Raw genomic sequence first — 25,080 nt, forward strand, 5'->3', positions numbered from 1 at the left:
CTTTGGCCGTAGTCGAACCCTTGGCGGGACCGTTGGCGCGTCTGCGCTGTTGTCATTCCACGCAACTGTGCAACAGGCCGCCCCGCCCGGTCCACCGGGAAGGGCGGCCGGTGCAGGGGGAGCCCAGGGAAAGCCATGCCGATCGCCACCGACGGACCCACCGAAGCCGCCGCCGCTTTGCCCACCGTCATCGACCCGGTCCGCGTGGAGCGGAACGAGCGCTACGTCCGCCGTCGCTTCTGGAACACGCTGCGCGCCAACCTGCACCGCGTTCCCTTCCTGGAGCAGGCGCTGGCCGCCTTCTTCTGCGCGACCGACCCGCAGACGCCCTTCAAGGCGAAGGCGATCCTGATGGCGGCGCTGGCCTATTTCGTGCTGCCCGCGGACTCGATCCCGGACTGGCTGATCGCGGTCGGTTTCGTGGACGACGCGGCGGTGCTGGCCACGGCCGTCCATACGGTGCGGAGCAATCTGAAGCCCGAGCATGAGGACCGCGCCCGCGCCGCTCTGCGCAAGGAACAGCAGATGAAGCCTGCTGCGGAGCATTGACGGCTCACGCCTTGGCCGCACTCCGCTCGGCGCGTGACTGCGCGGCGTCGCGATGCGCGGTGTAGAGGGCGGAGGCGGCGATCACCCCGGCCCCGACCCAGCCCCAGACGTCCATGGCCTCGCCGAACAGCGGCCAGGCGAGCAGGGCGGTGAAGGGCAGGCGGGCGTAGTCGTAGGGCATCATCGCCGAGGCCGGCGCCAGCTTGAAGGCGCGGGTCATCGCCAACTGTCCCAAGGTCAGGATGCCGCCCAGCAGGACGAGCCAGCCGAGCGCCGTCCAGCTCGGCCACTCCCACACGAACAGCGCCGGCACCAGCGCCATCGGGGTCAGGAACAGCCCCATGTAGGCGACCACCACCATCACCCCGTCGGAGGTCGCCAGCGCCCGCACCTGGAGCGTGGTTATGGCGGCGGCGACGCAATGCAGGAGCATGACCAGGATCGTCGGGTCCAGGGTGGCGTCGTCGGGGCGGATGACGATCATCACCCCGGCCAGCCCGACCAGAACGGCAGCCCAGCGCCGCGTCCGCACCGTCTCGTTCAGGAACAGCGCGGCCCCGGCGGTGACGAAGAGGGGGATGGTGAAGCTGAGCGCCGTGGCGTCCGGCAGCGGCATGTGGGTGACGCTGTAGAACCAGCACAGCATCGCCACCAGACTGGTCGCCGACCGCGAGGCGTAGAGCCCCGCCCGCTTGGTGCGCAGCCGCCCCAGCCCGACCGCCGCGATCCAGGGCAGCATGAACATCAGGCTGAACAGGTTGCGGAAGAAGACGATCTCGAAGGGATGAAGCTCGCCGCTGACATGGCGGATCATCGCGTTGCCGATGGCGATGAACAGGGCGGCCCCCAGCATCCAGAAGGCCGCCTCCAGCGGCTTTCCCGCCATGCCGGGGCCGGAGGCGGGACCTTTGGCGGTGAGCGCGTGGGTGGGCAATCGGTCGCGTCCCTGGCGGATCGGCCTGCGGGTGGCGCTCCATTGCCGGAAACGCCACCCCAGCGTGCATCGCTATCCTGCTCTTCGGATCGGTCCGGGTGCAAGGGACATTCGAGAGAGGATCAGCCGCCGGCCTTCAGCGACTCGAGACGGGCGCGAATCAGCGTGTATTCCGGCTCCTCCGGCTTGAACTGGGCCAGCAGGCGGGTCCACAGATCGGTGGCTTCGGCGGTCTGGCCGACGCCCGCGGCGTTCAGGCCGAGCAGCCAGAGCGCGTCGCGGTTGTCGGGTTCGGCCGCCAGCGCCTGACGGAGCGAGGCGACGGCCTCCTCCGGCATCGGGCCGGGCTTGCTGCTCCGCGGCTCCGCCGACAACAGAGCGGAGGCGTAGGCGACCAGCACGTCGGGCCGCTGGGGCGCCCGCTCCCGCGCCTTGCGGGCGGCGTCGATGGCCTTCGCCGACTCGCCCATCACGCCGTAGGAGCGCGACAGCCGCAGCCAGCCGTCCACGTCGTCCGGGTTGGCCTCCAGCCGGGCGGCCAGCCCGTCGACCATGCCGCGGATCATCTGCTGCTGGTCCTCGCCCTCCGCTTGACCCTGGCCCTGGTTCTGGCCCTGGCCCTGGTTTTGGGCGACCGGCGGCTGTTGCTGGGCGGGCAGCGGTTCCGGCGTCACCTTGGCCGGGTCGAGGTTCAGCGCCTTGGCGGCCTCGGCGATCTGCGTCCGGACGATCGGCACCCAGGGCGCGTCGGCGTGGGACTCGGCGAGCAGGGCGCTCCAGCGCTCCAGCGCGTCCTTGCTGTCGCCGGCCTGGAAACGGGCCAGCGCGGCGTAGAAGCGGGCGCGCGGCTCCGTCGGGTCCTTCGCCAGCACGCGGTCGAAGGTCTTGCGGGCCTCGTCCGGCACGGTGCCGCCGTTGGCCGAGATCAGGACCTCGCCGTAGCTGCCGAGAAGCTCCAGATCGTCGCCGGCCAGGGCGACCGCCTTGCCCAACGCGTCGGCGGCCTCGGGCAGGCGGCCCATCTTGGCGTAGGCCTGACCGAGGATGGCCCAGCCCTGCGGGTCGTCGGGGGTCTCGGCGAGCTGGGCCTTCAGCTTGTCCATCGCCGCCAGCACGTTCTTCGGCGGCCCGCCGCGCTCATGGTCGAGATTGCGCGAGGCCAGCGGCTGCGCCGGCAGCTCCGGACGGCCCAGCTTGCCATAGACGGCCAGCGTGCCGAGCGGCAGCAGGACGGCCAGCAGGGCGGCCAGCGCCATCGCGCTGCGCGGGGCGCGGGCGGCCGGGGCGGGCGCCTTGCCCTTCGCGCCATCCTTCGCAGCACCCTTGCCGCGGTCGGCGATGGCCAGCATGCGGCGGCCGATCTCGGCGCGGGCGGCGGCGGCCTGCGCCTCGCTGATCAGGCCGCGGCCCTGGTCACGCTCCAGCTCGCCCAGCTGATCGCGGTAGACCTCCAGGTCGTAGGCGGCGCGCTCCTCGGCGGCTCCCTCGGGCTTCCTCAGCAGCGGCGGCACGATCAGCAGCACCACGGCCGCCGTCAGGGCGGCGGCGACGATCCAGAACAGCATCAGGCTTTGTCCTTGCGGAGCAGGGCGTCCAGGCGCCGCCGCTCGTCCTCGGTCAGCGGGGCGGTGTCGCCGCCCGCAGCAACGGCAATCCCTTTCCGCCCGCGCAGGTACAGGGCCGTCACGACGCCGCCGATGGCCAGGATCACGAAGGGGCCGATCCACAGGAACAGCGTCGTCGCCTTGAAGGGCGGGCGCAGCAGCACATAGTCGCCGTAGCGGTCGGTGACGAAGCTCAGCACCTGCTGGTTGCTGTCGCCGGCGGTCAGCCGCTCGCGAACCAGCACGCGCAGGTCGCGGGCAAGCGGCGCGTTGGAGTCGTCGATCGACTGGTTCTGGCAGACGAGGCAGCGCAGATCCTTACTGATCTCCCGCGCGCGGCCCTCCAGCGCCGGGTCCTTCAGCACCTCGTCGGGCTGGACGGCGAAGGCGGCGACCGGGGTCAGGGCCAGAAGGGCGGCAAGCAGGAAAGCTCTCACGACGCGCTCCGCAGATGCTTGACCATGGGCAGGATCTGCTCCTCGACCACCTGCGGGGTCAGGGGGCCGACATGCTTGAAGCGGATGCGGCCCTGGCGGTCGAGCAGGAAGGTCTCCGGCACGCCGTAGACGCCCCAGTCGATGGACACGCGGCCGTCCAGATCGACGCCGATGCTGGCGTAGGGATCGCCGTTGCGGTTCAGCCAGGCGATGGCGTCCTCCGCCTTGTCCTTGTGGTTGATGCCGCGCACCGTCACGCCCTGCTCGCGGGCCAGCCGGGTGATGATCGGGTGCTCGGCCTTGCAGGGGATGCACCAGGAGGCGAAGACGTTCACCAGCGTGACGTCGCCTTTCAGCGTCGCGTTGGACAGCCCTTCCTTGTGCCCCGGCAGCGGCGGCAGGGAGAATTCCGGCGCCGGCTTGTCGATCAGGGCGGAGGGAATGTCGCGCGGGTCGCGGTCGAACCCGCGCAGGAAGGCCACGCCGACACCGACGAACAGCAGCAGCGGCAACAGATAGATCAGGCGGCGCATCGGAAGCGTGTCCTTACTCGGCGGGCTGAAGATTGCCCTTGGCGGCGCGGCGGCGCTCCGGGGCGCCGACGCGGAAGCGGCGGTCGGACAGGCTGACCAGCCCGCCCAGCATCATCCCCAGCGAGCCGATCCAGATCCACGGCACCAGCGGGTGATGGTACAGCCGCACGGTCCAGGCCGTGCCGTTCTGCGTCGGGTCGCCCAGCGCCACATAGACGTCGGACAGCCAGGTGGTGTGGATCGCCGCCTCGGTCGTCGTCATGCGGGTGACCGGGTAGCTGCGGCGCTGCGGCGTCAGGGTGGCGATGTGGTTGCCGTCGCGGGTGACGGTGAAGACGCCCTGCTCGGCGCTGTAGTTCGGCCCCTGCATCGTGCCGACGCGGTCGAAATGCACGGCGTAGGCGCCGACCGTGGCGTTGTCGCCCGGCTTCATCGCCTTGATCGTCTCACTCTGCCACGCCGAGGTGCCGGTCATGCCGGCGATGGCGATGCCCATGGAGGCGTGGGCGATGGTCATGCCCCAGGCGCTGCGCGGCAGGTTGACCGCGCGGTTCCAGCTGTCCTTCACCGGGATGCGGAACAGGCGGATGCGTTCCGCGAACTCGGCGATCGAGCCGAAGAAGGCCCAGGCGGCGAGCGCGACCCCGACCAGCGCCAGCAGCGGCCCGCCGCCGTTGGTGACGTAGGCGGCGACGGCGACGCAGGCCACGGTCGCCACGCCGGCCGTCCACAGCCGGGTCAGGGCGCCCAGCAGGTCGGCGCGCTTCCAGGCCAGGAAGGGGCCGACCACCATGGCGATCACCATCGGGATGGCGACGGGGATGAAGGTGGCGTTGAAGAAGGGCGGGCCGACCGACACCTTGCCGAGGTCGAGCACGTCGAGGAACAGCGGGTAGAGCGTGCCGATGAAGACCGTCGCCGTCGCGGTGGACAGCAGCAGGTTGTTCAGCACCAGCGAGCCCTCGCGGCTGACCGGGGCGAACAGGCCGCCGGTCTTCAGGCTGGGCGCCCGCACGGAGTAGAGCAGCAGCGAGCCGCCGGTGGCGATGGCCAGCAGGACCAGGATGAAGACGCCGCGCGCCGGGTCCACCGCGAAGGCGTGGACCGAGGTCAGGATGCCCGAGCGCACCAGGAAGGTGCCCATCAGCGACAGCGAGAAGGTGATGATCGCCAGCAGGATGGTCCAGGTCTTCAGCGCGTCGCGCTTCTCCACCACGATGGCGGAGTGCAGCAGCGCGGTGCCGGCCAGCCAGGGCATGAAGGAGGCGTTCTCGACCGGGTCCCAGTACCACCAGCCGCCCCAGCCCAGCTCATAATAGGCCCACCAGGAGCCGAGCGCGATGCCGGCGGTCAGGGTCGACCAGGCAGCCAGCGTCCAGGGACGCACCCAGCGCGCCCAGGCCGGGTCCACCCGCCCTTCGATCAGGGCGGCGACCGCGAAGGAGAAGGCGATGGAGAAGCCGACATAGCCCGCGTAGAGGAAGGGCGGGTGGAAGGCGAGGCCGGGGTCCTGCAGCAGCGGGTTCAGGTCGTTGCCGTCGAGCGGCGCCGGGACCACGCGCAGGAAGGGGTTCGACGTGATCAGGATGAACAGCAGGAAGCCGACGCCGATCATGCCCTGGACGGAGATGACGCGGGCCTTCAGCGAGGGCGGCAGGTTGCGCCCGAAGATCCCGACCGCCGCGCCGAACGCCGTCAGCATGACGACCCACAGCATCATCGAGCCTTCGTGGTTCCCCCACACGCCCGACACCTTGTAGAGCATCGGCTTCATCGAGTGGCTGTTGGCGACCACGTTCGACACGCTGAAGTCCGACACCACATGGGCCCAGGTCAGGGCGCCGTAGGCGACCAGCACCAGCAGCAACTGCGCGATGGCGGCGGGGCGGGCGACGCCCATCCAGGCGGCGTTGCCGGTGGCGGCACCCACCAGAGGGACGCCGGACTGCACCAGCGCCACGAACAGCGCCAGCACCAGCGCGTAATGGCCGAGTTCGGGAATCACGAGCCCGATGCTCCCTAAAAGAACGGAATGAGGAGGAGTGGGGAAGCCGCCAGCGTCACGAGCTGGGCTTCTGCTCCTTCGAGTTCGCCTTGAAGTGCTCCGCCTCCTTCAGCGCGGCGGCGACCTCCGGCGGCATGTAGTTCTCGTCGTGCTTGGCCAGCACCTCGCGCGCCTGGAAGACGCCGTTGATCATGCGGCCTTCCGTGATGACGCCCTGGCCCTCGCGGAACAGGTCGGGAAGCTGGCCGCGGTAGCTGACCGCAACCGTGTGCACCGTGTCGGTGACGCGGAACTGCGTCGTCACCCCGTCGGGCATCTTGCTGACGCTGCCTTCCTCGACGAGGCCGCCCAGGCGGAAGTTGCGGTCGCCGATGTCCTGGGTCTGCAACTGCGTGGGGCTGAAGAAGAAGACGATGTTGTCCTCGAACGCCGTCAGCGTCAGGGCGGTGGCCGCGCCAAGGCCCAGCAGGGCGAGGCCCAGCATGTAGAGGCGCCGTTTCTTGCGGGTCATCCTTCACCAACCTCCGCCGCGGGCGATGCCGCAGCTCCGTTGCGCGCCCGGCGCCGCCGCGGCGGGCGGCTGCCTTCCAGCGCCTTCAGGGTCGTCTCGGCGCCGCGCAGCGCCTTCAGCGTGTCGACCAGCAGGCCGACCATCACCAGCGCCGCCAGCGCGTAGGACGACCAGACATACGCGGCGTAGCCGCCCATCGCGAAAAACTCTGCCATCCTTGCCTCCGGCCCAGCCTGTTCCCGTGCCTCAGCCCTGCGCCTCGGTCAGGCGCATCGTCTGGATCTTGCGTTGCACGATCTCCGCCCGCAGGCGCAGCAGGACCACCGTGATGAAGTAGGCGGTGAAGCCCAGCGCCATGACCAGCAGCGGGACCAGCATGGACCCGTCGATGGTCGGTCCGCCCATGCGGATGACGCTGGCCGGCTGGTGCAGGGTGTTCCACCAGTCCACCGAGAATTTGATGATCGGCACGTTCACGATGCCGACGAGAAGCAGCACGTTGCCCGCCCGCGTCCCGCGCTGCGGGTCGTCGAAGGCGTTCACCAGCGCCATGTAGCCGAGATAGAGGAAGAACAGGATCAGCACGCTGGTCAGCCGCGCGTCCCACACCCACCACGTCCCCCACATCGGCGCGCCCCACAGCGAGCCGGTGACGAGGCAGATGAAGGTGAAGCCGGCGCCGACCGGGGCGGCGGCCTTGGCGAACAGGTCGGCCAGCGGGTGCTTCCACACCAGCCCGCAGGCGGCGGCGATGGCCATGTTGACGTAGACGAACAGGCTCATCCAGGCGGCGGGCACATGGATGTACATGATCCGAACGGTGTCGCCCTGCTGATAGTCGCGGGGCGAGCCGATCAGCGCGACGTAGAGCCCGACGATCAGCAGGATCACGGTCGCCCCCGCCGTCCAGGGCAGGATCGCCGCCGACAGGCGCTGGAAGCGGGCAGGATTTGCAAATCGATGCATAGGACCTATGGGCCTCTGGTCGTGCTGCGGACGATATAAGCTCAGTGATGCCCCAGCGCGAGGGGTTTCGCCTTGATCTTGGTCAGGAAACATGGCCGCACACCGTGGTGTTTTCAGGACGGTGCGGCGGCCTGTCGCACTGACGGTACGACGGGTTGACGCGGCCTTTCCATGCTACGTTGGTGCAGGGCGGGTGAAAAAGTCCGCCCGACCCGGGTGAGGGGGCGAAACCGCGCTCAGTGCCGGTGCGCGTGGTGGGCGTCCGGAAAGTGGGCGTGCCGGTGCCGCAGGCGCCCATGGCGATGCCGGTGGCTGTGCGGTTCGGTCACCGGGCCGTCGTGATGGTGCCGGTGATGCGCGTCATGGACGTGCGGATGGTCGTGTTCCATCTCGTCATGATCGTGCTCATGATCGTGGTCCTCCGTCAGATGCAGCCAGACGCCGATCCCCATCAGGACCGCCGCCGCCACCAGCCCGAGCGTCACGGGCTCTCCGAAGATTGCCAGGGAGGCGATGCCGCCGACGAAGGGGGCCGTCGAGAAATAGGCCCCGGTTCGGGCGGCGCCGATGTGGCGCAGGGCGACCACGAACAGCACGAGGCTGACGCCGTAGCCGAGCAGCCCGACCAGCATCGCCGCCGCCGCGGTCGGTGCGGCGGGCAAGGCGTCGCCGAGCGCCAGGGCGATCCCGACATTGACGCTGCCGGCCACCAGCCCCTTGATCGTGGCGATGTCCGCCGGGTCGGCCAGCGACACCTTTCGGGTCAGGTTGTTGTCCACCGCCCACATCAGGCAGGCGGCGGCGACCGCGGCCGGTCCCCAGCCACCGTTTCCCCGGCCACCGTTTCCCCAGCCGCCGTCCAGGCTGACCGTTCCGCCCCAGGACAGCACGACCGCTCCCGCCACGATGGCGATCATGCCGGCGACGAGGCGCCGGTCGACGCCTTCGCGGAAGACGAACCACGCCAGCAGGGCGGTGAACACCCCTTCCAGATTGAGCAGCAGCGAGGCGGTCGATGCCGGCGTCGCCGTCAGGCCGAACATCAGCAGAACCGGCCCGGCGACGCCTCCGGCGGCGACGGCGGCCATCAGCCAGAGCCATTCGGCGCCGCGGAGGCCGCGTTCGCCACGCTTCCGCGACCCTGTCAGCAGACGGAGCAATCCCAGCCCGATCCCGGAGCCGAGATACAGCAGGCCCGCCAGCATCCAGGGGGACAGGTCGTGGACCAGCAGCTTCGCCAGCGGCGTGCTGAGGCCGAAAAGGACCGCGGCCAGGATGGCGGTCGTCGCGCCGGTTCGGGGCATGAGCGCCTCGCACGCCTGTTGAGTGAGGGAACCCTTGCCCCCACCCTAACCCTCCCCCGCTTCGCAGGGGAGGGGATGAAGGCTACCCCCGCGCCCGCAGGTAGGGGGTCATGCGCCACTCGGCGTAGCGGATCAGGCGCGAGGCGAGGAAGTTCAGCAGCAGATAGATGCTGCCGGCCACGATGAACACCTCGAACACCGCGAAGCTCTGCGCGATGATCTTGCGGGCGATGCCGGTGATCTCCAGCAGCGTGATGGTGCTGGCGAGCGAGCTGGCCTTCACCATCAAAATCACCTCGTTGCCGTAGGCCGGCAGCATCTGGCGGATCGCCACCGGCATCATGATCCGGCGGAACAGCAGCGTGCGCGACATGCCGCAGGCGCGCGCCGCCTCGATCTGGCCCTGCGGCACCGACAGGATGGCGCCGCGCAGGATCTCGCTGGTGTAGGCGCCGGTGTTCAGCGTCAGCGCCAGGATGGCGCACCAGAAGGGCTCGCGCAGATAGACCCAGAGGACGCTGCTGCGCACCAGCTCGAACTGGCCCATGCCGTAATAGATCAGGAAGATCTGCACGAGCAGCGGCGTGCCGCGGAACACGAAAACGTAGGCGGCCATCAGCCGCTCGGTGACGCGGTTGCCGTAGAGCCGCAGCAGAGCCACCGCGAAGGCCACGCCCGCGCCGAACAGCAGCGCCAGCCCGACCAGCTGCAAGGTCACCGGAACGCCGCGCAGAAGGGTGGGCACGCTGTCCCACATCAGTTCCCAGTTCATGGGTCAGGCCCTCCGCACGCCGCGGTTGGCGTAGCGTTCCGCCCGCTCGAACGCCACCGTGGAGACGGTGGTGAGCAGGAGGTAGAGCACCGCCGCGGTGGTGTAGAACAGGAACGGCTGGCGGGTCGACCCCGCCGCCACATGCGATACGCGCATGATCTCGGCCAGCGCCGTCACGGAGATCAGCGCCGTGTCCTTCAGGGTGAGCTGCCAGACGTTGCCCAGCCCCGGCAGGGCGTAGCGCAGGGTCTGCGGCACCAGGATGCGGCGCAGGATCAGCCAGCGCGACATGCCGCAGGCGCGCGCCGCCTCGATCTGGCCATGGGGCACCGCCTGGACCGCGCCGCGGATCACCTCGGTCGAATAGGCACCGGAGATCAGCCCGACCGCCAGCACGCCGATGGAGAAGGCGTTCAGCTCGATGTAGCCCTCGTAGCCGAAGGCCCGGCCGACGGCCATGACCGCGCCGCTGCCGCCGAAGAACAGCAGGTAGATGACCAGCAGTTCGGGGACGCCGCGGACGACGGTGGTGTAGACCTCCGCCACGCCGGTGAGGGCAAGGTTGCGGCTGAGCTTCGCCGACGCGCCGAGCGAGCCGAAGACGAGGCCGAGGACGAAGGCCGACACCGACACGGCGACCGTCATCGCGGCCCCGCCGAGAAGCTGGCCGCCCCACCCGTTCGGGCCGAAGGAGAGAAGTTCGAACATGCGCTCCGAAAGGGCTCCGAAAGGGCTCCGAACCGGGTTCCCCTCTCCCAGCGACGGGGGAGAGGGGGCATCCCTTCACATGATGGCCGGTTGCTTGATCGACCGGTTGCTTGATCGACCAGTTACTTGATCGAGATGTCGTAGCCGAAGTGCTGGGTGCTCAGCTTCGTGATGGTGCCGTCCTGGTTGGCCTCGGCGATGGCCTTGTTGAACAGCTCCTTCAGGTCGGCGTCGGCCTTGCGCAGGCCCACGCCCACGCCCTTGCCCAGCACGCCGCGCGCGAAGGCCGGGCCGAACAGGGTCATGTTGCCGGCATCCGTCTTGATGATGGCGTCCACCGCCGAACGGTCGCCGAAGATGGCGTCGACGCGGCCGGCGGCCATGTCGATGCCGGCGTTGTCCAGCTTGTCGTAGGTGCGGACCGACACCTGCGGCAGAAGCTGCTCCATGAAATTCGCCTGGATGGTCGAGGTCTGGACGCCCACCGTCTTGCCCTTCAGCGCGTCGGCCAGGGCGGCGATGGCGGCCTTCGGGTCGTCCTTGGACAGGTCGTAGCGCTCGCCGGGGAACGTGACCTTGGTCAGCGGCGAGGCCTTCATGGTGCCGAACATCGACGGCTCGGTGCCGTAGGGCCCGGCGAAGGCGATGACCTTCTCACGCTCGTCGGTGATCGACATCGCCGCCATGATGGCGTCGTACTTGCCCTGCTGGATGGCCGGGATCATGCCGTCCCAATCCTGGGCGACGATCTCGCACTCGGCCTTGATCCGCTTGCACAGTTCCAGGGCGAGGTCCGGCTCGAAGCCGACCAGCTTGCCCGACGGGTCCGTCGCGTTCCACGGGGCGTAGGCGCCCTCGGTGGCGATGCGGATCTTCTTCCAGTCCTTGGCTTCGGCGGCGGTGCCGGCAACCGCAACGATGGCGCCGAGCGCCAGGGCCGCAACGATCTTCTTCACGGGAAAACCTCCTCTGTTCTGATGCCCTTATGGATGGCTCTTATGCTCGGGCAGGCTCTGAGGTTTACGGTTTTACAGCGTCAGTCAAGGGAATTGAGCGGGCCGTCCTCGCGCGACCGATTCAGCCGCCGCCGGACAGGTGGCGCGACAGGAACTGTCGCACGCGGTCCGATTCCGGATTGACCAGAACCCGATCGGGCGGCCCCCGTTCCTCGATCCGGCCCTGGTGGAGGAACACCACCTCCGACGCGACCTCGCGGGCGAAACCCATCTCGTGCGTCACCAGAATCATGGTGTTGCCCTCCTCGGCGAGCTGGCGGATGACCAGCAGCACCTCGCCCACCAGCTCGGGGTCGAGCGCGGAGGTCGGCTCGTCGAACAGCATCACCTTGGGCTGCATGGCCAGCGCGCGGGCGATGGCGGCGCGCTGCTGCTGCCCGCCGGACAGCTGCACCGGGTAGGACTCGGCCTTGGCCAGGATGCCCACCTTGTCCAGCAGCTTGCGGGCACGGTCCACCGCCTCCGCCTTCGGGACGCCCAGCACATGGACCGGCGCCTCGATGACGTTCTCCAGGATGGTCATGTGGGTCCACAGGTTGAAGCTCTGGAACACCATGCCGAGCCGGGTGCGGATGCGGTCCACCTGCCGGGAGTCGGCGGGAACGGTTTGGCCGCCGCGCGCCTTCTTCAGGCCGATGGTCTCGCCGCCGATGACGATCCGTCCCTCGTCCGGCACCTCCAGCATGTTGATGCAGCGCAGAAGCGTGCTCTTGCCGGAGCCGGAGGAGCCGATCAGCGTGATGACGTCGCCTTCGCGCGCGGTCAGGGAGACGCCCTTCAGCACCTCCAGCGGACCGAAGCGCTTGTGGACATTCTCGACGAGGACGGCTTCGGGGGCGTTGGGATTCGTGGGCGGGTGTCGGTGCATGCGGGGCTTGTCGGCGGCGAGCGGGGGCGGGGAGCGGGGCGGGGAACGGTCTGGACCGCCCAACCCTGGACGGTGCCGCTAGGCTAGACCGCCGGACAAACTCCCGCAACGCGGATTTTGCGGGCTCCGGGGCAACCGCACGACGGGGGAAGCCGGAGGGTTTTTCACCACAGCATCAGCACCAGAAGCTGCGGCGCCAGGATGCGCAGGCACATGGCCAGCGGGTAGACGGTGGCGTAGGCCAGCGCCGGCGCCTCCGACGCGACCACCGCGTTGGCGTAGGCGAGGCCCGGCGGGTTGGTCTGCGCCCCGGCCAGGACGCCGCAGATGCTGAGGAAGTTCAGCTTCATCATTCCGCGCGCCAGCAGCCCGGTCAGCAGCAGCGGCACGATGGTCACCAGCACGCCCCAGGCCATCCAGGGCAGTCCGGCGCCGCTCGCCATCGTCTCGACGAAGCGGTCGCCCGACGCGATGCCCAGCACGGCGAGAAACAGGACGATGCCGATCTCGCGCAGGGCGAGGTTGGCGGCGGGCGGCATGAACCAGACCAGCGGCCCGATGTGGCCGATGCGCGCCAGGACGATGGCGACGATCAGCGGCCCGCCGGCCATGCCCAGCCGCAGCGGCGCCGGCATGCCCGGCAGGAACAGCGGGATGGCGCCCAGCAGCGCCCCCAGCGTGATGCCGACGAAGACCGGGATCATCTCCACCGTCTGCAACCGCCGTTCGGAGTTGCCGATGATGCAGGCGGCCGCCTTGAGGTCGTCGGGCTTGCCGATCACCGTCAGGATGTCGCCGAACTGCAGCTTCAGCGCGGCGTTGGGCACCAGCTCCACGCCGGCGCGGTTGACGCGGCTGACCACCACGTCGCACGCCCCCTTCAGGTTCAGCGCGGCGATGGACTTGCCCAGCACCGGGTTGGCGGTGACGACGATGCGCTCCCACCGCAGGTCGCTGCCCTTGGTGGTCAGCCGGACGTCGGCCTCCCGCCCCATCAGCAGGCGGACCTGCTCCAGCTTCGGGCGCGGGCCGACCACATGCAGCACGTCGCCCTCCTCCAGCCGGGTGTCCTCGCCGGGCACGCGGAGCTGGCCGCCGCGCAGCAGCCGCGACGCGCAGACCCCCAGGCTCGGCAGCAGGGTCAGGTCGCCCAGCCGCACCCCGCGCAGGGCCGGGTTGGTGACGGCGATGTCCATGGTGTCGAGCGCCGCGACCTCGGCGCGCCGGGCGGCCTCGAAGGCCCTGGCCTCCTCCTGCGGGTCGATGCGGAAGACGATCCGCACCGCCGCCATGGCCAGCAGGTTGCCGGCGATGCCGAAGGGGTAGGTGACGGCGAAGGCCAAGCCGGGCAGGGCCATCACCGCGGCGTCGGCCCCGACCTCCTTCAGCACCTGCTGCGAGGCGGCGAGCGCCGGGGCGTTGGTCACCCCGCCCGCGAAGACGCCGAGGCCGGAACCCAGCGGCACGAGGTCGAACAGCACCAGGATTGCGGTCAGCAGGATGCTCGACCCGACCATCAGCAGCGCCAGCCCGTTCAGCGCCAGCCCGGACTTCTTCAGCGCCGCGAAGAAGCCGGGGCCGACCTGGATGCCGATGGTGTAGACGAACAGGATCAGGCCGAAGTCGCGGATGAACTCCATCATCTCGGCGTTCAGCGTCACCCCGGCCTGCTTGGCGAAATGGCCGACCGCGATGCCCGCGAACAGCACGCCGCCGATGCCCAGCCCCACGCCGCGCAGCCGTATGTGGCCGAGCGCCAGCCCGAGGGCCGAGGTGACGCCCAGCATGAACACCACGCGCGCGATCGGCGGCATGGCCAGGAAGAGTTCGATGAGCGCGTGCATGGCCGCGTCTCCCCACGCGAGGACAGACCGCCCTGCTACCAGAGGAACAGGACGATCAACTGCGGCGCAAGGATACGCAGAAACATAACCATAGGGTAAACAGTGGCATAGGCGAGGGCGGGAGCCTCCGATGCGCTCATTGCGTTTGCAAAGGCAAGCGCGGGCGGGTCCGTCATGCTGCCGGACAGCAGCCCGCAGATGGTCAGATAGTTCTGCCGGGCGAAGGCCCGCGCGACGACGCCGACGACGAGCAGCGGGATCAGCGTCACCAGCACGCCGCAGCCGATCCACAGCAGCCCGTCGCCGTGCACCAGCGTCTCCACGAAACGGTCGCCGGACATCAGCCCGACCACCGCCAGGAACAGGACGATGCCGATCTCGCGCAGCGCCATGTTGGCGGCCGGCGGCATGAACCAGACCAGCGGGCCGATGTGGCCGATGCGCGCCAGCAGGATCGCCGCCACCAGCGGTCCCCCGGCCAGACCCAGCTTCAGCGGCGTCGGCATGCCCGGAATGTAGAAGGGGATGGAGCCGAGCAGCACGCCCAGCAGGATGCCGATGAAGACCGGCACGAACTCCACCTGCTGGAGCCGCCGCGCCGAGTTGCCCATCAGCGCCGCCACCCGCTGGAGGTCCGACGGCTTGCCGATGGCGGTCAGGATGTCGCCGAACTGGAGGTGCAGCGCCGGGCTGGGCACCAGCTCCACGCCGGCGCGGTTGACCCGGCTGACCACCACGTCGTAGGCGTCGGCGAGGTCGAGCTGCCCGATGGCCTTGCCCAGCACATGCTCGTTGGTGACGACCAGCCGGTCCCAGCGCATGTCGGTGCCCTTGGTGGTCAGGGTGACCTCCGCCGCCTCGCCGAGCAGGCGCTTCGTCGCCTCCAGCTTGACCCGCGGCCCGACCAGATGCACCACGTCGCCGGTCCGCAGGCAGGTGTCCGGGTGCGGCACCTGGAGCCGTCCCTCGCGCAGCAGGCGGGACACCATCACCCCCTGGTCGCCGAACAGCTCCATCTCGCGCAGCGGCAGCCCCATCGCCGACCGGTTGCGCACGGCGACGTCCAGCGTCTCCAAGGTTTCCACCTGGGCGCGGCGCTTGCGTTCGAAGGCCTCGGCCTCCGCCGCCGGGTCGATGCGGAAGACGACGCGGATCAGCCCCATGGTGATGAGGATGCCGACGATGCCGAAGGGATAGGCGACGGCGTAGCCGAGGCTGGGCGTGTTGATCTCCGCCGCGGAAGCCCCGACCTCGCGCAGCATCTCCTGCGCGGCACCCAGCGACGGCGTGTTGGTCACGGCGCCGGAGAAGATGCCGAGCACCGCCGGCAGCGGCACCCCGCCGATCTCGTGGATCGCCACGGCCACCAGCACCCCCAGCCCGACCAGCGAGGCGGCCAGCAGGTTCAGCGTCAGGCCGGACTTCTTCAGGGCGGCGAAGAAGCCGGGGCCGACCTGCACGCCGATGGTGTAGACGAACAGGATCAGCCCGAATTCCCGCATGAAATGCAGGACGTGATGGTCGAAGGTCAGGCCCAGCGCCTTGGCGACGTGCCCCGCGGCGATGCCGGCGAACAGCACCCCGCCGATGCCCAGCCCCACGCCGCGCACCTTGATCTGTCCCAGCGCCAGCCCCGACGCCGCCACCACGCTGAGCATCAGCATGATGCGGGCGATGTCGGGAAGGCCGTTGAACAGGTCGATCAGCAGGGTCATGGCAGGCACCCGGTCCGGTTGAGCAGCGAGGGGGCGAAGGCGCCTATGAATGCCCGCTCCGCTCCGCCCGGGCAATGCCCTGGAATGGAAAGGGACATTCATCGGATCAAAATTTCGCCACTTTCTGGCCCTAAACCGGACGGAGCCTTACGGCATGAAGTGGCTGGCCGGACCCGTGAACCCCTGCGGCCCGGCCCCTAAGCGACGATCAGGGCTCCGGTTTTCCGGCGCCCCCAGCCAGGCCCCGGCTGGATCGGCGGCCATCGCAAGAACCCCCTTGCGATGGCCGTTTCTTTTTTAGGGCGTTTCTTTTTGGCGCCCGGACGGGCTGTGCTATAGCTCCCCCCGCCCCGTCCACCACAAGAGCCCTGCCCGCCGCCATGCCCGTTTTCGCCGGTTCCGCGCTGACCTGCCTCCGTGGCGACCGGCTGGTCTTCACCGGGCTGGACTTCCGGATCGCGCCGGGCGAGGCGCTGTTCCTGCTCGGCCCCAACGGCAGCGGCAAGTCCAGCCTGCTGCGCGTCATGGCCGGGCTGCTCAAGCCGATCCGCGGCCGGCTGTCCTGGGACGACGTTCCCGTGACCGACGACCCGGACGCCCACCGCGGCCGCATCCATTACGTCGGCCATCTCGACGCGGTGAAGCCGGTGCTGAGCGCGGTGGAAAATCTGTCCTTCTGGGCCACGCTGGGCGGCGCCGCCGACCCGCGGGGCAACGCGCTGAAGGCGCTGGACCGGCTGGGTGTGCCGCACATCGCCAACGTGCCGGGGCGCTACCTGTCGGCGGGGCAGAAGCGGCGCCTGAACCTCGCCCGCATCATCGCCGCCCCCGCCGCCCTCTGGCTGCTCGACGAGCCGACCGTGGCGCTCGACCGCGCGGCCATCGCCCTGTTCGAGGAGATCATCGCGGAGCACCGGGCCGGCGGCGGCATGGTCGCCGTCTCCACCCATGTGGACATCGCCATGCCCGGCGCCGGCGAGTTGCACCTCGACGACTTCACCCCCATCCCGCACGGCGAGGATGACGAGGTTTTGGAAGAGGAGGACGCGGCGTGACCCGCTTCCTGCGCCTGATCGGGCGCGACCTGCGGCTGGCGCTGCGCCAGGGGTCGGACGCCAGCATCGCCGTGATGTTCTTCGTGCTGTGCGTGGTGCTGTTCCCCTTCGGGGTGGGGCCGGAGCCGAACATCCTCGCCCGCATCGCCGCCGGGGTGATCTGGGTGGCGGCCCTGCTCGCCTCGCTGCTGTCGCTGGAACGGCTGTTCCAGAACGATTACGAGGACGGTTCTCTGGAGTTGCTGTCGCTGTCCACCCTGCCGATGGAGGCGGTGGTGCTGGCCAAGACGCTGGCCCACTGGCTGGTGACCGGCCTGCCGCTGATCGCCGCCGCCCCGCTGCTGGCCCTGCTGCTGAACATGGACGCGGAGGGGTTCGGGATTCTGGTTTTGACCCTGCTGGTCGGCACGCCGATCCTCAGCCTGATCGGCAGCATCGGCGCGGCGCTGACTCTGGGCGCCCGGCGCGGCGGCGTGCTGCTGTCGCTGCTGATCCTGCCGCTCTACATCCCCGTGCTGATCTTCGGCGCCGGAGCCATCGACGCCGCGCTGAACGGCCTGACCCCGCGCCCGCATCTGCTGCTGCTGGGCGGCCTTCTGGCCGGCGCCCTGCCGCTGGCCCCTTGGGCGAGCGCCGCCGCCCTGCGTCAGGCGGTGGAGTAAAGGCGGCGCTTCGGGGTGCGTCGCGGCGCTGAACGCCGTTGCCTGCCGCACCCGGTCTGATAGAGTGCCGCCGCCTTGCACACTTTTGAAGAGACGTTGGGCTCGCGATGGGCATTCCCGATTTCCAGACCCTGATGCTCCCCGTGCTGAAGACCGCCGCCGGGGGCGGCGAGGTCCGCATCGGCGATGTGGTGGACCAGCTTGCCGATGCGTTTGCCTTGACCGACGAGGAGCGAGCCCAGCTTCTGCCGTCGGGTCGGCAGACGACCTTCGCCAACCGGGTCCATTGGGCGAAGAGCTACCTCAACAAGGCCGGGTTGGTCGACATGACCCGGCGGGCTCACTTCCGCATCACTCCGGAGGGCCGGAACGTGCTGAAGTCGCCGCCGGAGAAGATCACCGTTCGATTCCTGGAGCAATTCCCGAGCTTCAAAGGTTTCCGCGACGGCGAAACTGGGACAGCCGAGGCGGCCGAGGTCGTGCTTTCGGTTGCCGAGAGTCCGCTGACCCCCGATGAGGTGATGCGGCAGGCCCATCTGCGGATCGAGGCGTCGCTCGCGGAGGAAATCCTCCAGCGGGTGCGGTCCGGCACGCCGGCCTTCTTCGAGAAGACCGTGGTCCGCCTGCTGATCACCATGGGCTACGGCGGGTCGGTGACGGAACTCGACAAGGCCCTGGTGGGCAAATCGGGCGACGACGGCGTGGACGGCATCATCGACCAGGACCCGCTTGGGCTGGATCGGGTCTATGTCCAGGCCAAGCGGTACGCCGACGGGAACACCGTCGGAGCCGGGGCGATTCGTGATTTCTTCGGCAGCCTGAACCTGTTCAAGGCGACCAAGGGGCTGTTCGTCACCACCTCCGCCTTCACCACGTCAGCCCGGGAGACGGCCGACCGGTTGGGCACCCGCATCGTGCTGATCGATGGCATCCAACTGGCCAAGCTGATGATCCGGCACGAGGTCGGCTGCCGGATCGAAGAGACCCTGCACATCAAGCGTGTGGACGAGGACTTCTTCGAGTAGAGGCGGCTTGCTGCCGGGGGGATGGAGGCGATTCGGCCGACGCCGCGTGCGACAGGGCGGTGTCACACCGCGGGGAATTCCGCCGAGCGTCAGCGAATTCCTGTGTCGCATCACTGTCTTGAGGAGGATTGGTGGAGCCGAGGAGGATCGAACTCCCGACCTACGCATTGCGAACGCGTCGCTCTCCCAGCTGAGCTACGGCCCCACACACCGTCACCGGCGTGCGGCGGATAATGGTGATGCGGAGGAAGCCTGTCAAGCCCTCTGAACGCGCCCGGTCGCGAGCATCGGCGGTGGCGCGCAAGGGGATGGCCGAGGGCATGATAGCGGCCCGCCGCGCGGCACTGGACAGCACTCGCCGCTTGTGCTTAGGGTGCCCCGCAAAATCGGACAATAAAGGGACGGGCCGGGCATGATTGCGCTCTACCTGCTGATCGACACCGTTCTCAGCCTCTATGTCTGGCTGCTCATCGCTTCGGCGGTGCTGAGCTGGCTGGTGGCCTTCAACGTCGTCAACACCCGCAACCGCGCGGTCTATGTCATCGGCGACTTCCTCTACCGCGTCACCGAACCGGCGCTGCGCCCGATCCGCCGCGTCCTGCCGAACATGGGCGGTCTGGACCTGTCGCCGATCGCGCTGATCCTGCTGATCTTCTTCATCCGCAACCTGATGGCGGAATACTGGCCGCGCTTCTGATGGCAAGCCCCTTCGAGGCCGTGCCCTTCGAGGCGGTGGCGGACGGCGTCCGGCTGGCGCTGCGGGTGACGCCCAAGGCGTCGCGCAACGCCATCGCCGGGCTGGCCGCCACGGCGTCCGGAGGAACGGCCCTGAAGGTGACCGTCACCGCCGTGCCGGAAAATGGCAAGGCGAACGAGGCGGTGGTGAAACTGCTGGCCAAGGCGTGGAAACTGCCCAAGACCAGCCTGACGGTGGTGGCCGGCGCCACCGACCGGAACAAGATTGTCCATGTGGCCGGCGACCCGGCCGACCTGATGCGCCGGCTGACGGCGCTGGTGGAAACAGCAAAGCCTGATACGGGGAACAGCGATGGCTGAGGCGAAGATCATCGACGGCAAGGCGTTCGCCGCGGGGCTGCGCGCCCGCGTGGCGGAGGGTGTGGCCGCGCTCAAGGGCAGCCACGGCGTCACCCCCGGCCTCGCCGTCGTGCTGGTGGGCGAGGACCCGGCGAGCCAGGTCTATGTCCGGTCCAAGGAAAAGGCCCTGGCCGACCTCGGCATGAACAGCTTCGACCACCACATGCCGGCCGATCTCGGCGAGGCGGAGCTGCTGGCCCTGATCGACCGGCTGAACGCCGACCCGGCGGTGCACGGCATCCTGGTCCAGCTTCCCCTGCCCAGGCACATCGACACGGCCCGCGTGCTGGCCCGCATCGTCCCGGAAAAGGACGCGGACGGCTTCCACGTCGTCAACGCCGGCCTGCTGGCGACCGGCGGCGCCGGCGCCATCGTGCCCTGCACCCCGCTGGGCAGCCTGCTGCTGCTCCGCGACACGCTGGGCAGCGACCTGAAGGGCAAGCGGGCGCTGGTGCTCGGCCGCTCCAACATCGTCGGCAAGCCGATGGCGCAGCTTCTGCTCCAGCAGGACTGCACGGTCACCGTCGCCCATTCCCGCACCCAGGACCTGCCCGGCGAATGCCGGCGCGCCGACATCCTGGTCGCCGCGGTGGGCCGTCCGGAGATGGTGCGCGGCGACTGGATCAAGCCGGGCGCCGTGGTCATCGACGTCGGCATCAACCGCATCCCGCACCCGACCGAGCCGGGCAAGACCAGGCTGGTCGGCGACGTCGCCTACGACGAGGCGGTCAAGGTCGCCGGCGCCATCACCCCGGTGCCGGGCGGCGTCGGGCCGATGACCATCGCCTGCCTGATGCTGAACACGCTGGCCGCCGCCTGCCGCGCCGCCGGCGCGCCGGTCCCGGCCGAGGCCCTTGCATGATCACGGTCCACGCCCGGGTGGGCGGCCGCGTGGTCGAGCAGCCGCTCGCCCTCGGCGAGCCGCTGCCGCCCAACACGGTGTGGATCGATCTTCTCCGTCCCGACGAGGCGGAGCGCGCGCATGTCGGCGCCGTCACCGGCTGCGACCTGCCGACGCGCGAGGAAATGAAGGAAATCGAGGCGTCGAGCCAGCTCTACACCGAGGGGGAGGCCGTCTACCTCACCTCCTCGGTGATCGCGCGGGCCGATTCGCCGATGCCGGAGCAGGGCGAGGTCACCTTCGTGCTGACCCCCCGCCAAATGATCACGGTGCGCTTCACAGAGCCGCGCTCCGTCGCCACCTTCGCCGCCCGGACCATCCGCCAGCCGGAGCTTCTGGCCAGCGCGGAGGACGCGCTGCTGGGCATCCTGGACGCGGTGATCGACCGGGTGGCCGATGTGCTGGAGCTGATCGGCGCCCGCATCGACGGGCTGTCCGCGCGGATCTTCACCGACTCGCTGAACAGCGGCGGGCTCGGCGGCGGCGGCGGTGGCGGTGGCGGGCGGGCCGCCAAGAAGCCGGACGAGTTGCAGGACGTGCTGCGCGGCATCGGGCGGGCCGGCGACCTGACGCACAAGGTGCGCGACAGCCTCGCCGGGCTGGACCGGCTGGTCGCCTTCCTCTCCTCCGTCGCCGCCGGGCGGCTGACCAAGGAGCAGAAGGCGGCGCTGAAGACCCTGACGCGCGACCTGCGGTCCCTGAACGAGCACGCCGGATTCCTGGCGCACGAGGCGAACTTCCTGCTCGACGCCACGCTCGGCCTCATCAATATCGAGCAGAACGCGATCATCAAGATCTTCTCGGTCGTCTCGGTGGCGCTGATGCCGCCGACGCTGATCGCGTCCGCCTACGGCATGAACTTCCATTACATGCCCGAGCTGGACTGGGACTTCGGCTATCCGATGGCGATCCTGCTGATGGTGCTGTCGGCCGTGGTGCCGCTCTGGTACTTCCGCCGCCGCGGGTGGCTTTGACTGGAAGAAGGGAACCGCCGATGATCGTCCTGTCCGATGCCGCGCTCGACGCGCTTCTCGCCCAGGACGTTCCCTACGGCGACCTGACCACCGACTCGCTGGGCATCGCCGCCGCTCCGGCGCGCATCCGCTTCGCGGCGCGCGGCGCCATGGTGCTGGCCGGGACCGAGGAAGCCGCCCGCCTGATCGAGAAGGCCGGCGGCACAGTGACCTTCGTCCGGCCCAGCGGCACGGCGGTGGAGGCCGGAACGCCCTTCCTGGATGGGCACGGCCCGGCGGGCGCCCTGCACCGCGGCTGGAAGGTGGCGCAAACCCTGGTCGAATACGCCTCCGGCATCGCCACCCGCGCCCGCCGCATCGTCGAGGCCGCGCCCGGCGTCACCGTCGCCTGCACCCGCAAGAATTTTCCCGGCGCGAAGGACCTGTCGGTCAAGGCGGTGCTGGCCGGCGGAGCGGTGATGCACCGGCTGGGCCTGTCGGAAACCATCCTGGTCTTCCCCGAACACCGCGTCTTCCTGTCCGGGTCGCCCGAGGCGTGGATCGCCGACCTGCGCCGCCGGGCGCCGGAGAAGAAGATCGTGGTCGAGGTCGACACGGTGGCGGACGCCATCGCCTTCGCCCGCGCCGGGGCCGACGTGTTGCAGTTGGAGAAGCGAACGCCGGAGGAGGCCCGCGCCGTGGTCGAGGCGACGCGCGGCCTGCCGCGCCCGCCGGTCGTCGCGGCGGCCGGCGGCGTGACGGAGGACAACGCGGCGGCCTACGCCGCCGCCGGCTGCCCGCTGCTGGTCACCACCGCCCCCTTCTTCGGACGTCCGGCGGATGTGAAGGTGGTTCTGGAACCGGCGTGACGCTCTCCGGGCGCGCTGGGATCAGCGGTCACGGTTCGGGGCGATCTGGTCCACGCGGTGGGCGAAGTCGACGTCGGCCTGGGTCAGGCCGTCGGCGCTGCGGGTGCATAGAATGATCTCCACCCGGCCCATGTCGTTGAACCATTCCGGATGGTGGTTCGTCCGCTCCGCCAGCAGGGCGACCTGGCTCATGAAGCCCCAGGCGGCGGGGAAGTCGGGGAAATGGTAGGTCTTGCGGATCGCGTCGCGCTCCAGCACCTCCGCCCAGCCGTGCAGCTCCTTCAGCGCGGTCTGCCGCTTGGCACCCACCAGCTTGTCCGACATTCCTTCCCCCTTTGTTGGTTGGCCTGTACTTGGTTGGCCTGTGCAGGCGTAACGGACACGGATCGATCGTGGATCAAATCGGTGTTCCGGTCCGCCTTCCGGTTTAGCGCCGCTTGGCCTGCGCGGCAAGCAACGCTACCTTCACCGGTATGATGCGCAAACCGGCACACACCCACACCGTTCCCCCCTCCACCCCCGACCTCGAGCGGATGGCCGAGGACGCGCTGGAGACGATTCCGCGGGAACTCCTGGCCCCGATCGCCAATCTGTCGATCCATGTCGAGGATTTCCCCGACGAGGAGACCGAGCGCGAGATGGAGCTGGAAAGCCCCTTCGACCTGCTCGGCCTCTACCGGGGCGTCGATATGACGCGCCAGAGCGTCGCCGACCTGCGCAGCGGGCCGGACATGATCTTCCTCTACCGACGCCCGATCCTGGACTACTGGTGCGAGACCGGCGAGGACCTGTTCGCCATCGTCCGCCACGTCCTGATCCACGAGATCGGCCACCATTTCGGCCTGTCGGACGATGACATGGAGCGCATCGAGGCCATGGAGGGGTGAGTCACCCGTCCAGGGCCGCCGTGACGCGGCGGCGCAGCGCGGGCACCAGTTCCGCGTCGAACCAGGGGTTCTTCTTCAGCCAGGCGGTGTTGCGCCAACTCGGGTGGGGCAGGGGCAGGAACTCCGGCAGGTGGTCCCGCCACGCCGCCACCGTGTCGGTCATCGTCCGTTGGCGGCGGTTTCCCAGGTAATGGGCCTGCGCGTAGCTGCCGACCAGCAGGGTCAGCCGCACCCCGGTCAGGGCGGCGCGCAGCGGCGGGTGCCAGAGCGGGGCGCATTCCGGGCGCGGCGGGTAGTCGCCGCCCTTCGGCGCCGTGCCGGGGTAGCAGAGCCCCATGGGGACAATGGCGATCCGGTTCTCGTCGTAGAAGGCCGCGCGGTCCATGGCCAGCCACTGGCGCAGCCGGTCGCCGGACGGGTCGTTCCAGGGGATGCCGCTGGCGTGCACCCGCGCGCCCGGCGCCTGCCCGACGATCAGCAGGCGGGCGGACGGGCTGCCGCGCAGCACCGGGCGACAGCCGTGCGGCAACACCCCCGCGCACAGCCGGCAGGTGCGGGCCTGTTCGAACAGTTTCTCAAGATCGCCGCTCAAAGGCTCAGCAGCTTGGTCACGAAGGCCGGGACCAGCTCGGTCGCCGGGCCGTTGACCGAGTCCGCGAACAGGCTGGCGCCCGCCGACGGTTCCAGGTTCAGCTCCAGCGTCAGGGCGCCGGCGTTGCGCGCCTCGGCCACGAAGCCGGCGGCGGGATAGACGTTGCCGGAGGTGCCGATGGAGACGAACAGGTCGCAGGCGCCCAGCGCGCGGTAGATCCGCTCCATCTGGTAGGGCATCTCGCCGAACCACACCACGTCGGGGCGCATGCCGCCCTTGCGGGCGCAGGACGGGCAGACATCCTCCACCGACAGGTCGCTGGTCCAGTGTTCCACCTTGTTGTGGCAATGGCGGCAGAAGACCGCGTTCAGCTCCCCGTGCATGTGGATCAGCGTCTGCGACCCGCCGCGCTCATGCAAATCGTCGATGTTCTGGGTGACCAGCAGCAGCTCGCCTTTCCAGCGCCGCTCCAGCTCGGCCAGCGCCAGATGGGCGGCGTTCGGCTGCACCGCGGGGTCGCGCAGGCCGCGCCGCCGGTCGTTGTAGAAGCGGTGGACCAGCACCGGGTCGCGGGCGAAGCCCTCCGGCGTGGCGACGTCCTCCAGATCGACCTTGGCCCAGATGCCGTCGGCGCAGCGGAAGGTGTCCAGGCCGGACTCCTTGGAAATGCCGGCCCCGGTCAGGATGACGATGGAATCCGTGGGTTTCAGATGGTTGGCGATGCTCATGGTGCCCTGGCGGGTTCGGGGAACGGCTGATAGATCTCGGATGCGGGAACCAAAGAGGAGGAGGCCGGGATGGTCAAGGTCCTGTTCGTGTGCACGGGCAACATCTGCCGGTCGCCCACCGCGGAAGGTGTGTTCCGCGACCGGGTTCGGCAAGCCGGTTTGGCGGGCCTCATCGGCACCGATTCGGCGGGCACCCACAGCTATCATGTGGGGGAGGCGCCCGACCCGCGCAGCCAGCGCGCCGCCAAGGCCCGCGGGGTGGACCTGTCGGACCTGCGCGCCCGCAAGGTGACCGCGGCGGACTTCGCCGACTTCGACTACGTCCTGGCGATGGACGGCGGGCATCTCGCGCAGTTGCGGCGCATGGCCCCGCCGGACAGCCGGGCGACGGTCGCCCTGTTCCTCGACTACGCCTCCGACGCGCCGAAGCGCGAGGTGCCCGATCCCTATTACGGCGAGGGGCTGCGCTTCACCGAGGTCCTGGACCTCTGCGAGGCCGGGGCCGAAGGGTTGTTGGAGGCGATCCGGCGGGACCGGCTGTAAACCG

At 69.6% G+C, this 25,080-nt stretch carries 29 protein-coding genes and 1 tRNA gene; 11 read left to right on the forward strand and 19 right to left on the reverse strand.

The window, feature by feature from the left end; all coding sequences use genetic code 11:
- Positions 1–135 precede the first annotated feature (135 nt).
- Positions 136–549, forward strand: coding sequence for a YkvA family protein (locus ACFPMG_RS12130; RefSeq protein WP_376995378.1), 414 nt, complete (start codon positions 136–138; stop codon positions 547–549).
- 4 nt (positions 550–553) lie between these two features.
- On the opposite strand, the gene ACFPMG_RS12135 is transcribed toward ACFPMG_RS12130, so the two are convergent.
- From ACFPMG_RS12135 to ACFPMG_RS12205, 15 genes are all read right to left on the reverse strand, one after another.
- A complete protein-coding gene (locus ACFPMG_RS12135; RefSeq protein WP_376995379.1) occupies positions 554–1,483 on the reverse strand; it encodes a DMT family transporter in 930 nt (309 codons plus the stop codon).
- Between the two features lie 122 nt (positions 1,484–1,605).
- The gene (gene ccmI, locus ACFPMG_RS12140; RefSeq protein ID WP_376995381.1) at positions 1,606–3,048 is read right to left on the reverse strand and encodes a c-type cytochrome biogenesis protein CcmI; all 1,443 of its coding nucleotides are present in this window, start codon (positions 3,046–3,048) and stop codon (positions 1,606–1,608) included.
- Positions 3,048–3,524 (reverse strand): cytochrome c-type biogenesis protein, encoded by a 477-nt coding sequence (locus ACFPMG_RS12145; RefSeq protein ID WP_376995382.1) that lies wholly within the window; start codon positions 3,522–3,524, stop codon positions 3,048–3,050. Before ACFPMG_RS12145 ends, ccmI begins: the two co-directional genes overlap by 1 nt.
- Positions 3,521–4,057, reverse strand: a complete 537-nt coding sequence (locus ACFPMG_RS12150; RefSeq protein ID WP_014238694.1) for a DsbE family thiol:disulfide interchange protein — start codon at positions 4,055–4,057, stop codon at positions 3,521–3,523. The genes ACFPMG_RS12145 and ACFPMG_RS12150 overlap by 4 nt, the downstream gene beginning before the upstream one ends.
- 13 nt (positions 4,058–4,070) lie before the next feature.
- A complete protein-coding gene (locus ACFPMG_RS12155) occupies positions 4,071–6,062 on the reverse strand; it encodes a heme lyase CcmF/NrfE family subunit (protein ID WP_376995383.1) in 1,992 nt (663 codons plus the stop codon).
- Positions 6,063–6,117: 55 nt separating this feature from the next.
- Positions 6,118–6,573 carry a cytochrome c maturation protein CcmE gene (gene ccmE / locus ACFPMG_RS12160; protein WP_038525715.1) on the reverse strand — a complete coding sequence of 152 codons (456 nt, stop codon included), beginning with the start codon at positions 6,571–6,573 and terminating at the stop codon, positions 6,118–6,120.
- Positions 6,570–6,788, reverse strand: coding sequence for a heme exporter protein CcmD (gene ccmD, locus ACFPMG_RS12165; protein ID WP_376995384.1), 219 nt, complete (start codon positions 6,786–6,788; stop codon positions 6,570–6,572). Before ccmD ends, ccmE begins: the two co-directional genes overlap by 4 nt.
- 31 nt (positions 6,789–6,819) lie before the next feature.
- Positions 6,820–7,539: a heme ABC transporter permease gene (locus ACFPMG_RS12170; RefSeq protein ID WP_014238690.1), complete on the reverse strand. Its 720-nt coding sequence runs from the start codon at positions 7,537–7,539 to the stop codon at positions 6,820–6,822.
- A 236-nt stretch (positions 7,540–7,775) separates the two neighbouring features.
- Positions 7,776–8,843 (reverse strand): DMT family transporter, encoded by a 1,068-nt coding sequence (locus ACFPMG_RS12175; RefSeq protein WP_376995385.1) that lies wholly within the window; start codon positions 8,841–8,843, stop codon positions 7,776–7,778.
- 82 nt (positions 8,844–8,925) lie between these two features.
- A complete protein-coding gene (locus ACFPMG_RS12180) occupies positions 8,926–9,615 on the reverse strand; it encodes an ABC transporter permease (protein ID WP_376995386.1) in 690 nt (229 codons plus the stop codon).
- Between the two features lie 3 nt (positions 9,616–9,618).
- Positions 9,619–10,323 carry an ABC transporter permease gene (locus ACFPMG_RS12185; protein ID WP_376995387.1) on the reverse strand — a complete coding sequence of 235 codons (705 nt, stop codon included), beginning with the start codon at positions 10,321–10,323 and terminating at the stop codon, positions 9,619–9,621.
- A 122-nt stretch (positions 10,324–10,445) separates the two neighbouring features.
- Positions 10,446–11,279: a transporter substrate-binding domain-containing protein gene (locus tag ACFPMG_RS12190; RefSeq protein WP_376995388.1), complete on the reverse strand. Its 834-nt coding sequence runs from the start codon at positions 11,277–11,279 to the stop codon at positions 10,446–10,448.
- A 121-nt stretch (positions 11,280–11,400) separates the two neighbouring features.
- A complete protein-coding gene (locus ACFPMG_RS12195) occupies positions 11,401–12,207 on the reverse strand; it encodes an ABC transporter ATP-binding protein (RefSeq protein WP_376995389.1) in 807 nt (268 codons plus the stop codon).
- Between the two features lie 164 nt (positions 12,208–12,371).
- Positions 12,372–14,051, reverse strand: a complete 1,680-nt coding sequence (locus ACFPMG_RS12200; protein ID WP_376995390.1) for a putative transporter — start codon at positions 14,049–14,051, stop codon at positions 12,372–12,374.
- Positions 14,052–14,086: 35 nt separating this feature from the next.
- Positions 14,087–15,766: a putative transporter gene (locus ACFPMG_RS12205; RefSeq protein WP_376995391.1), complete on the reverse strand. Its 1,680-nt coding sequence runs from the start codon at positions 15,764–15,766 to the stop codon at positions 14,087–14,089.
- A gap of 380 nt (positions 15,767–16,146) precedes the next feature.
- Here ACFPMG_RS12205 and ccmA point away from each other — a divergent pair, with 380 nt between their 5' ends.
- The 3 genes from ccmA (at position 16,147) to ACFPMG_RS12220 (ending at position 18,508) form a co-directional block, all read left to right on the forward strand.
- Entirely contained in the window at positions 16,147–16,821 is a 675-nt protein-coding gene (gene ccmA, locus ACFPMG_RS12210) for a heme ABC exporter ATP-binding protein CcmA (protein WP_376995392.1), read from the forward strand.
- The gene (ccmB, locus tag ACFPMG_RS12215) at positions 16,818–17,483 is read left to right on the forward strand and encodes a heme exporter protein CcmB (protein ID WP_114857883.1); all 666 of its coding nucleotides are present in this window, start codon (positions 16,818–16,820) and stop codon (positions 17,481–17,483) included. Before ccmA ends, ccmB begins: the two co-directional genes overlap by 4 nt.
- Positions 17,484–17,590: 107 nt before the next feature.
- The gene (locus ACFPMG_RS12220; protein ID WP_376995393.1) at positions 17,591–18,508 is read left to right on the forward strand and encodes a restriction endonuclease; all 918 of its coding nucleotides are present in this window, start codon (positions 17,591–17,593) and stop codon (positions 18,506–18,508) included.
- A 129-nt stretch (positions 18,509–18,637) separates the two neighbouring features.
- Here ACFPMG_RS12220 and ACFPMG_RS12225 read toward each other — a convergent pair.
- Positions 18,638–18,713 (reverse strand) — tRNA-Ala (locus ACFPMG_RS12225).
- 207 nt (positions 18,714–18,920) lie between these two features.
- On the opposite strand from ACFPMG_RS12225, the gene ACFPMG_RS12230 reads away from it, so the two are divergent.
- From ACFPMG_RS12230 to modD, 5 genes are read left to right on the forward strand one after another with little or no spacing between them, the layout of a single operon-like run.
- Positions 18,921–19,205 (forward strand): YggT family protein, encoded by a 285-nt coding sequence (locus tag ACFPMG_RS12230; protein ID WP_114857885.1) that lies wholly within the window; start codon positions 18,921–18,923, stop codon positions 19,203–19,205.
- Entirely contained in the window at positions 19,205–19,564 is a 360-nt protein-coding gene (locus ACFPMG_RS12235) for a DUF167 family protein (protein ID WP_114857886.1), read from the forward strand. The genes ACFPMG_RS12230 and ACFPMG_RS12235 overlap by 1 nt, the downstream gene beginning before the upstream one ends.
- Positions 19,557–20,465 (forward strand): bifunctional methylenetetrahydrofolate dehydrogenase/methenyltetrahydrofolate cyclohydrolase FolD, encoded by a 909-nt coding sequence (folD, locus tag ACFPMG_RS12240; RefSeq protein ID WP_376995394.1) that lies wholly within the window; start codon positions 19,557–19,559, stop codon positions 20,463–20,465. Before ACFPMG_RS12235 ends, folD begins: the two co-directional genes overlap by 8 nt.
- Positions 20,462–21,478, forward strand: coding sequence for a magnesium transporter CorA family protein (locus ACFPMG_RS12245; protein WP_376995395.1), 1,017 nt, complete (start codon positions 20,462–20,464; stop codon positions 21,476–21,478). The genes folD and ACFPMG_RS12245 overlap by 4 nt, the downstream gene beginning before the upstream one ends.
- Positions 21,479–21,498: 20 nt before the next feature.
- On the forward strand, positions 21,499–22,326 hold the full coding sequence (modD, locus tag ACFPMG_RS12250; RefSeq protein WP_376995396.1) for a ModD protein: 828 nt from the start codon (positions 21,499–21,501) through the stop codon (positions 22,324–22,326).
- Positions 22,327–22,347: 21 nt separating this feature from the next.
- Here the strand turns inward: modD and ACFPMG_RS12255 are convergent, their stop codons facing one another.
- A complete protein-coding gene (locus ACFPMG_RS12255) occupies positions 22,348–22,650 on the reverse strand; it encodes a 4a-hydroxytetrahydrobiopterin dehydratase (protein WP_014238670.1) in 303 nt (100 codons plus the stop codon).
- A 149-nt stretch (positions 22,651–22,799) separates the two neighbouring features.
- On the opposite strand from ACFPMG_RS12255, the gene ACFPMG_RS12260 reads away from it, so the two are divergent.
- On the forward strand, positions 22,800–23,213 hold the full coding sequence (locus ACFPMG_RS12260) for a metallopeptidase family protein (protein ID WP_247896198.1): 414 nt from the start codon (positions 22,800–22,802) through the stop codon (positions 23,211–23,213).
- Position 23,214: 1 nt separating this feature from the next.
- Here the strand turns inward: ACFPMG_RS12260 and ACFPMG_RS12265 are convergent, their stop codons facing one another.
- Complete coding sequence (locus tag ACFPMG_RS12265) at positions 23,215–23,805, reverse strand: uracil-DNA glycosylase family protein (protein WP_376995397.1); 591 nt, start codon at positions 23,803–23,805, stop codon at positions 23,215–23,217.
- On the reverse strand, positions 23,802–24,533 hold the full coding sequence (gene cobB / locus ACFPMG_RS12270; protein WP_376995398.1) for a Sir2 family NAD+-dependent deacetylase: 732 nt from the start codon (positions 24,531–24,533) through the stop codon (positions 23,802–23,804). Before cobB ends, ACFPMG_RS12265 begins: the two co-directional genes overlap by 4 nt.
- A 69-nt stretch (positions 24,534–24,602) precedes the next feature.
- Between cobB and ACFPMG_RS12275 the strand changes: the two genes are divergently transcribed.
- On the forward strand, positions 24,603–25,076 hold the full coding sequence (locus ACFPMG_RS12275; protein WP_376995400.1) for a low molecular weight protein-tyrosine-phosphatase: 474 nt from the start codon (positions 24,603–24,605) through the stop codon (positions 25,074–25,076).
- Positions 25,077–25,080: the final 4 nt, after the last annotated feature.

Source organism: Azospirillum himalayense, from assembly GCF_042657465.1.
Classification (GTDB): Bacteria; Pseudomonadota; Alphaproteobacteria; order Azospirillales; family Azospirillaceae; genus Azospirillum; species Azospirillum himalayense.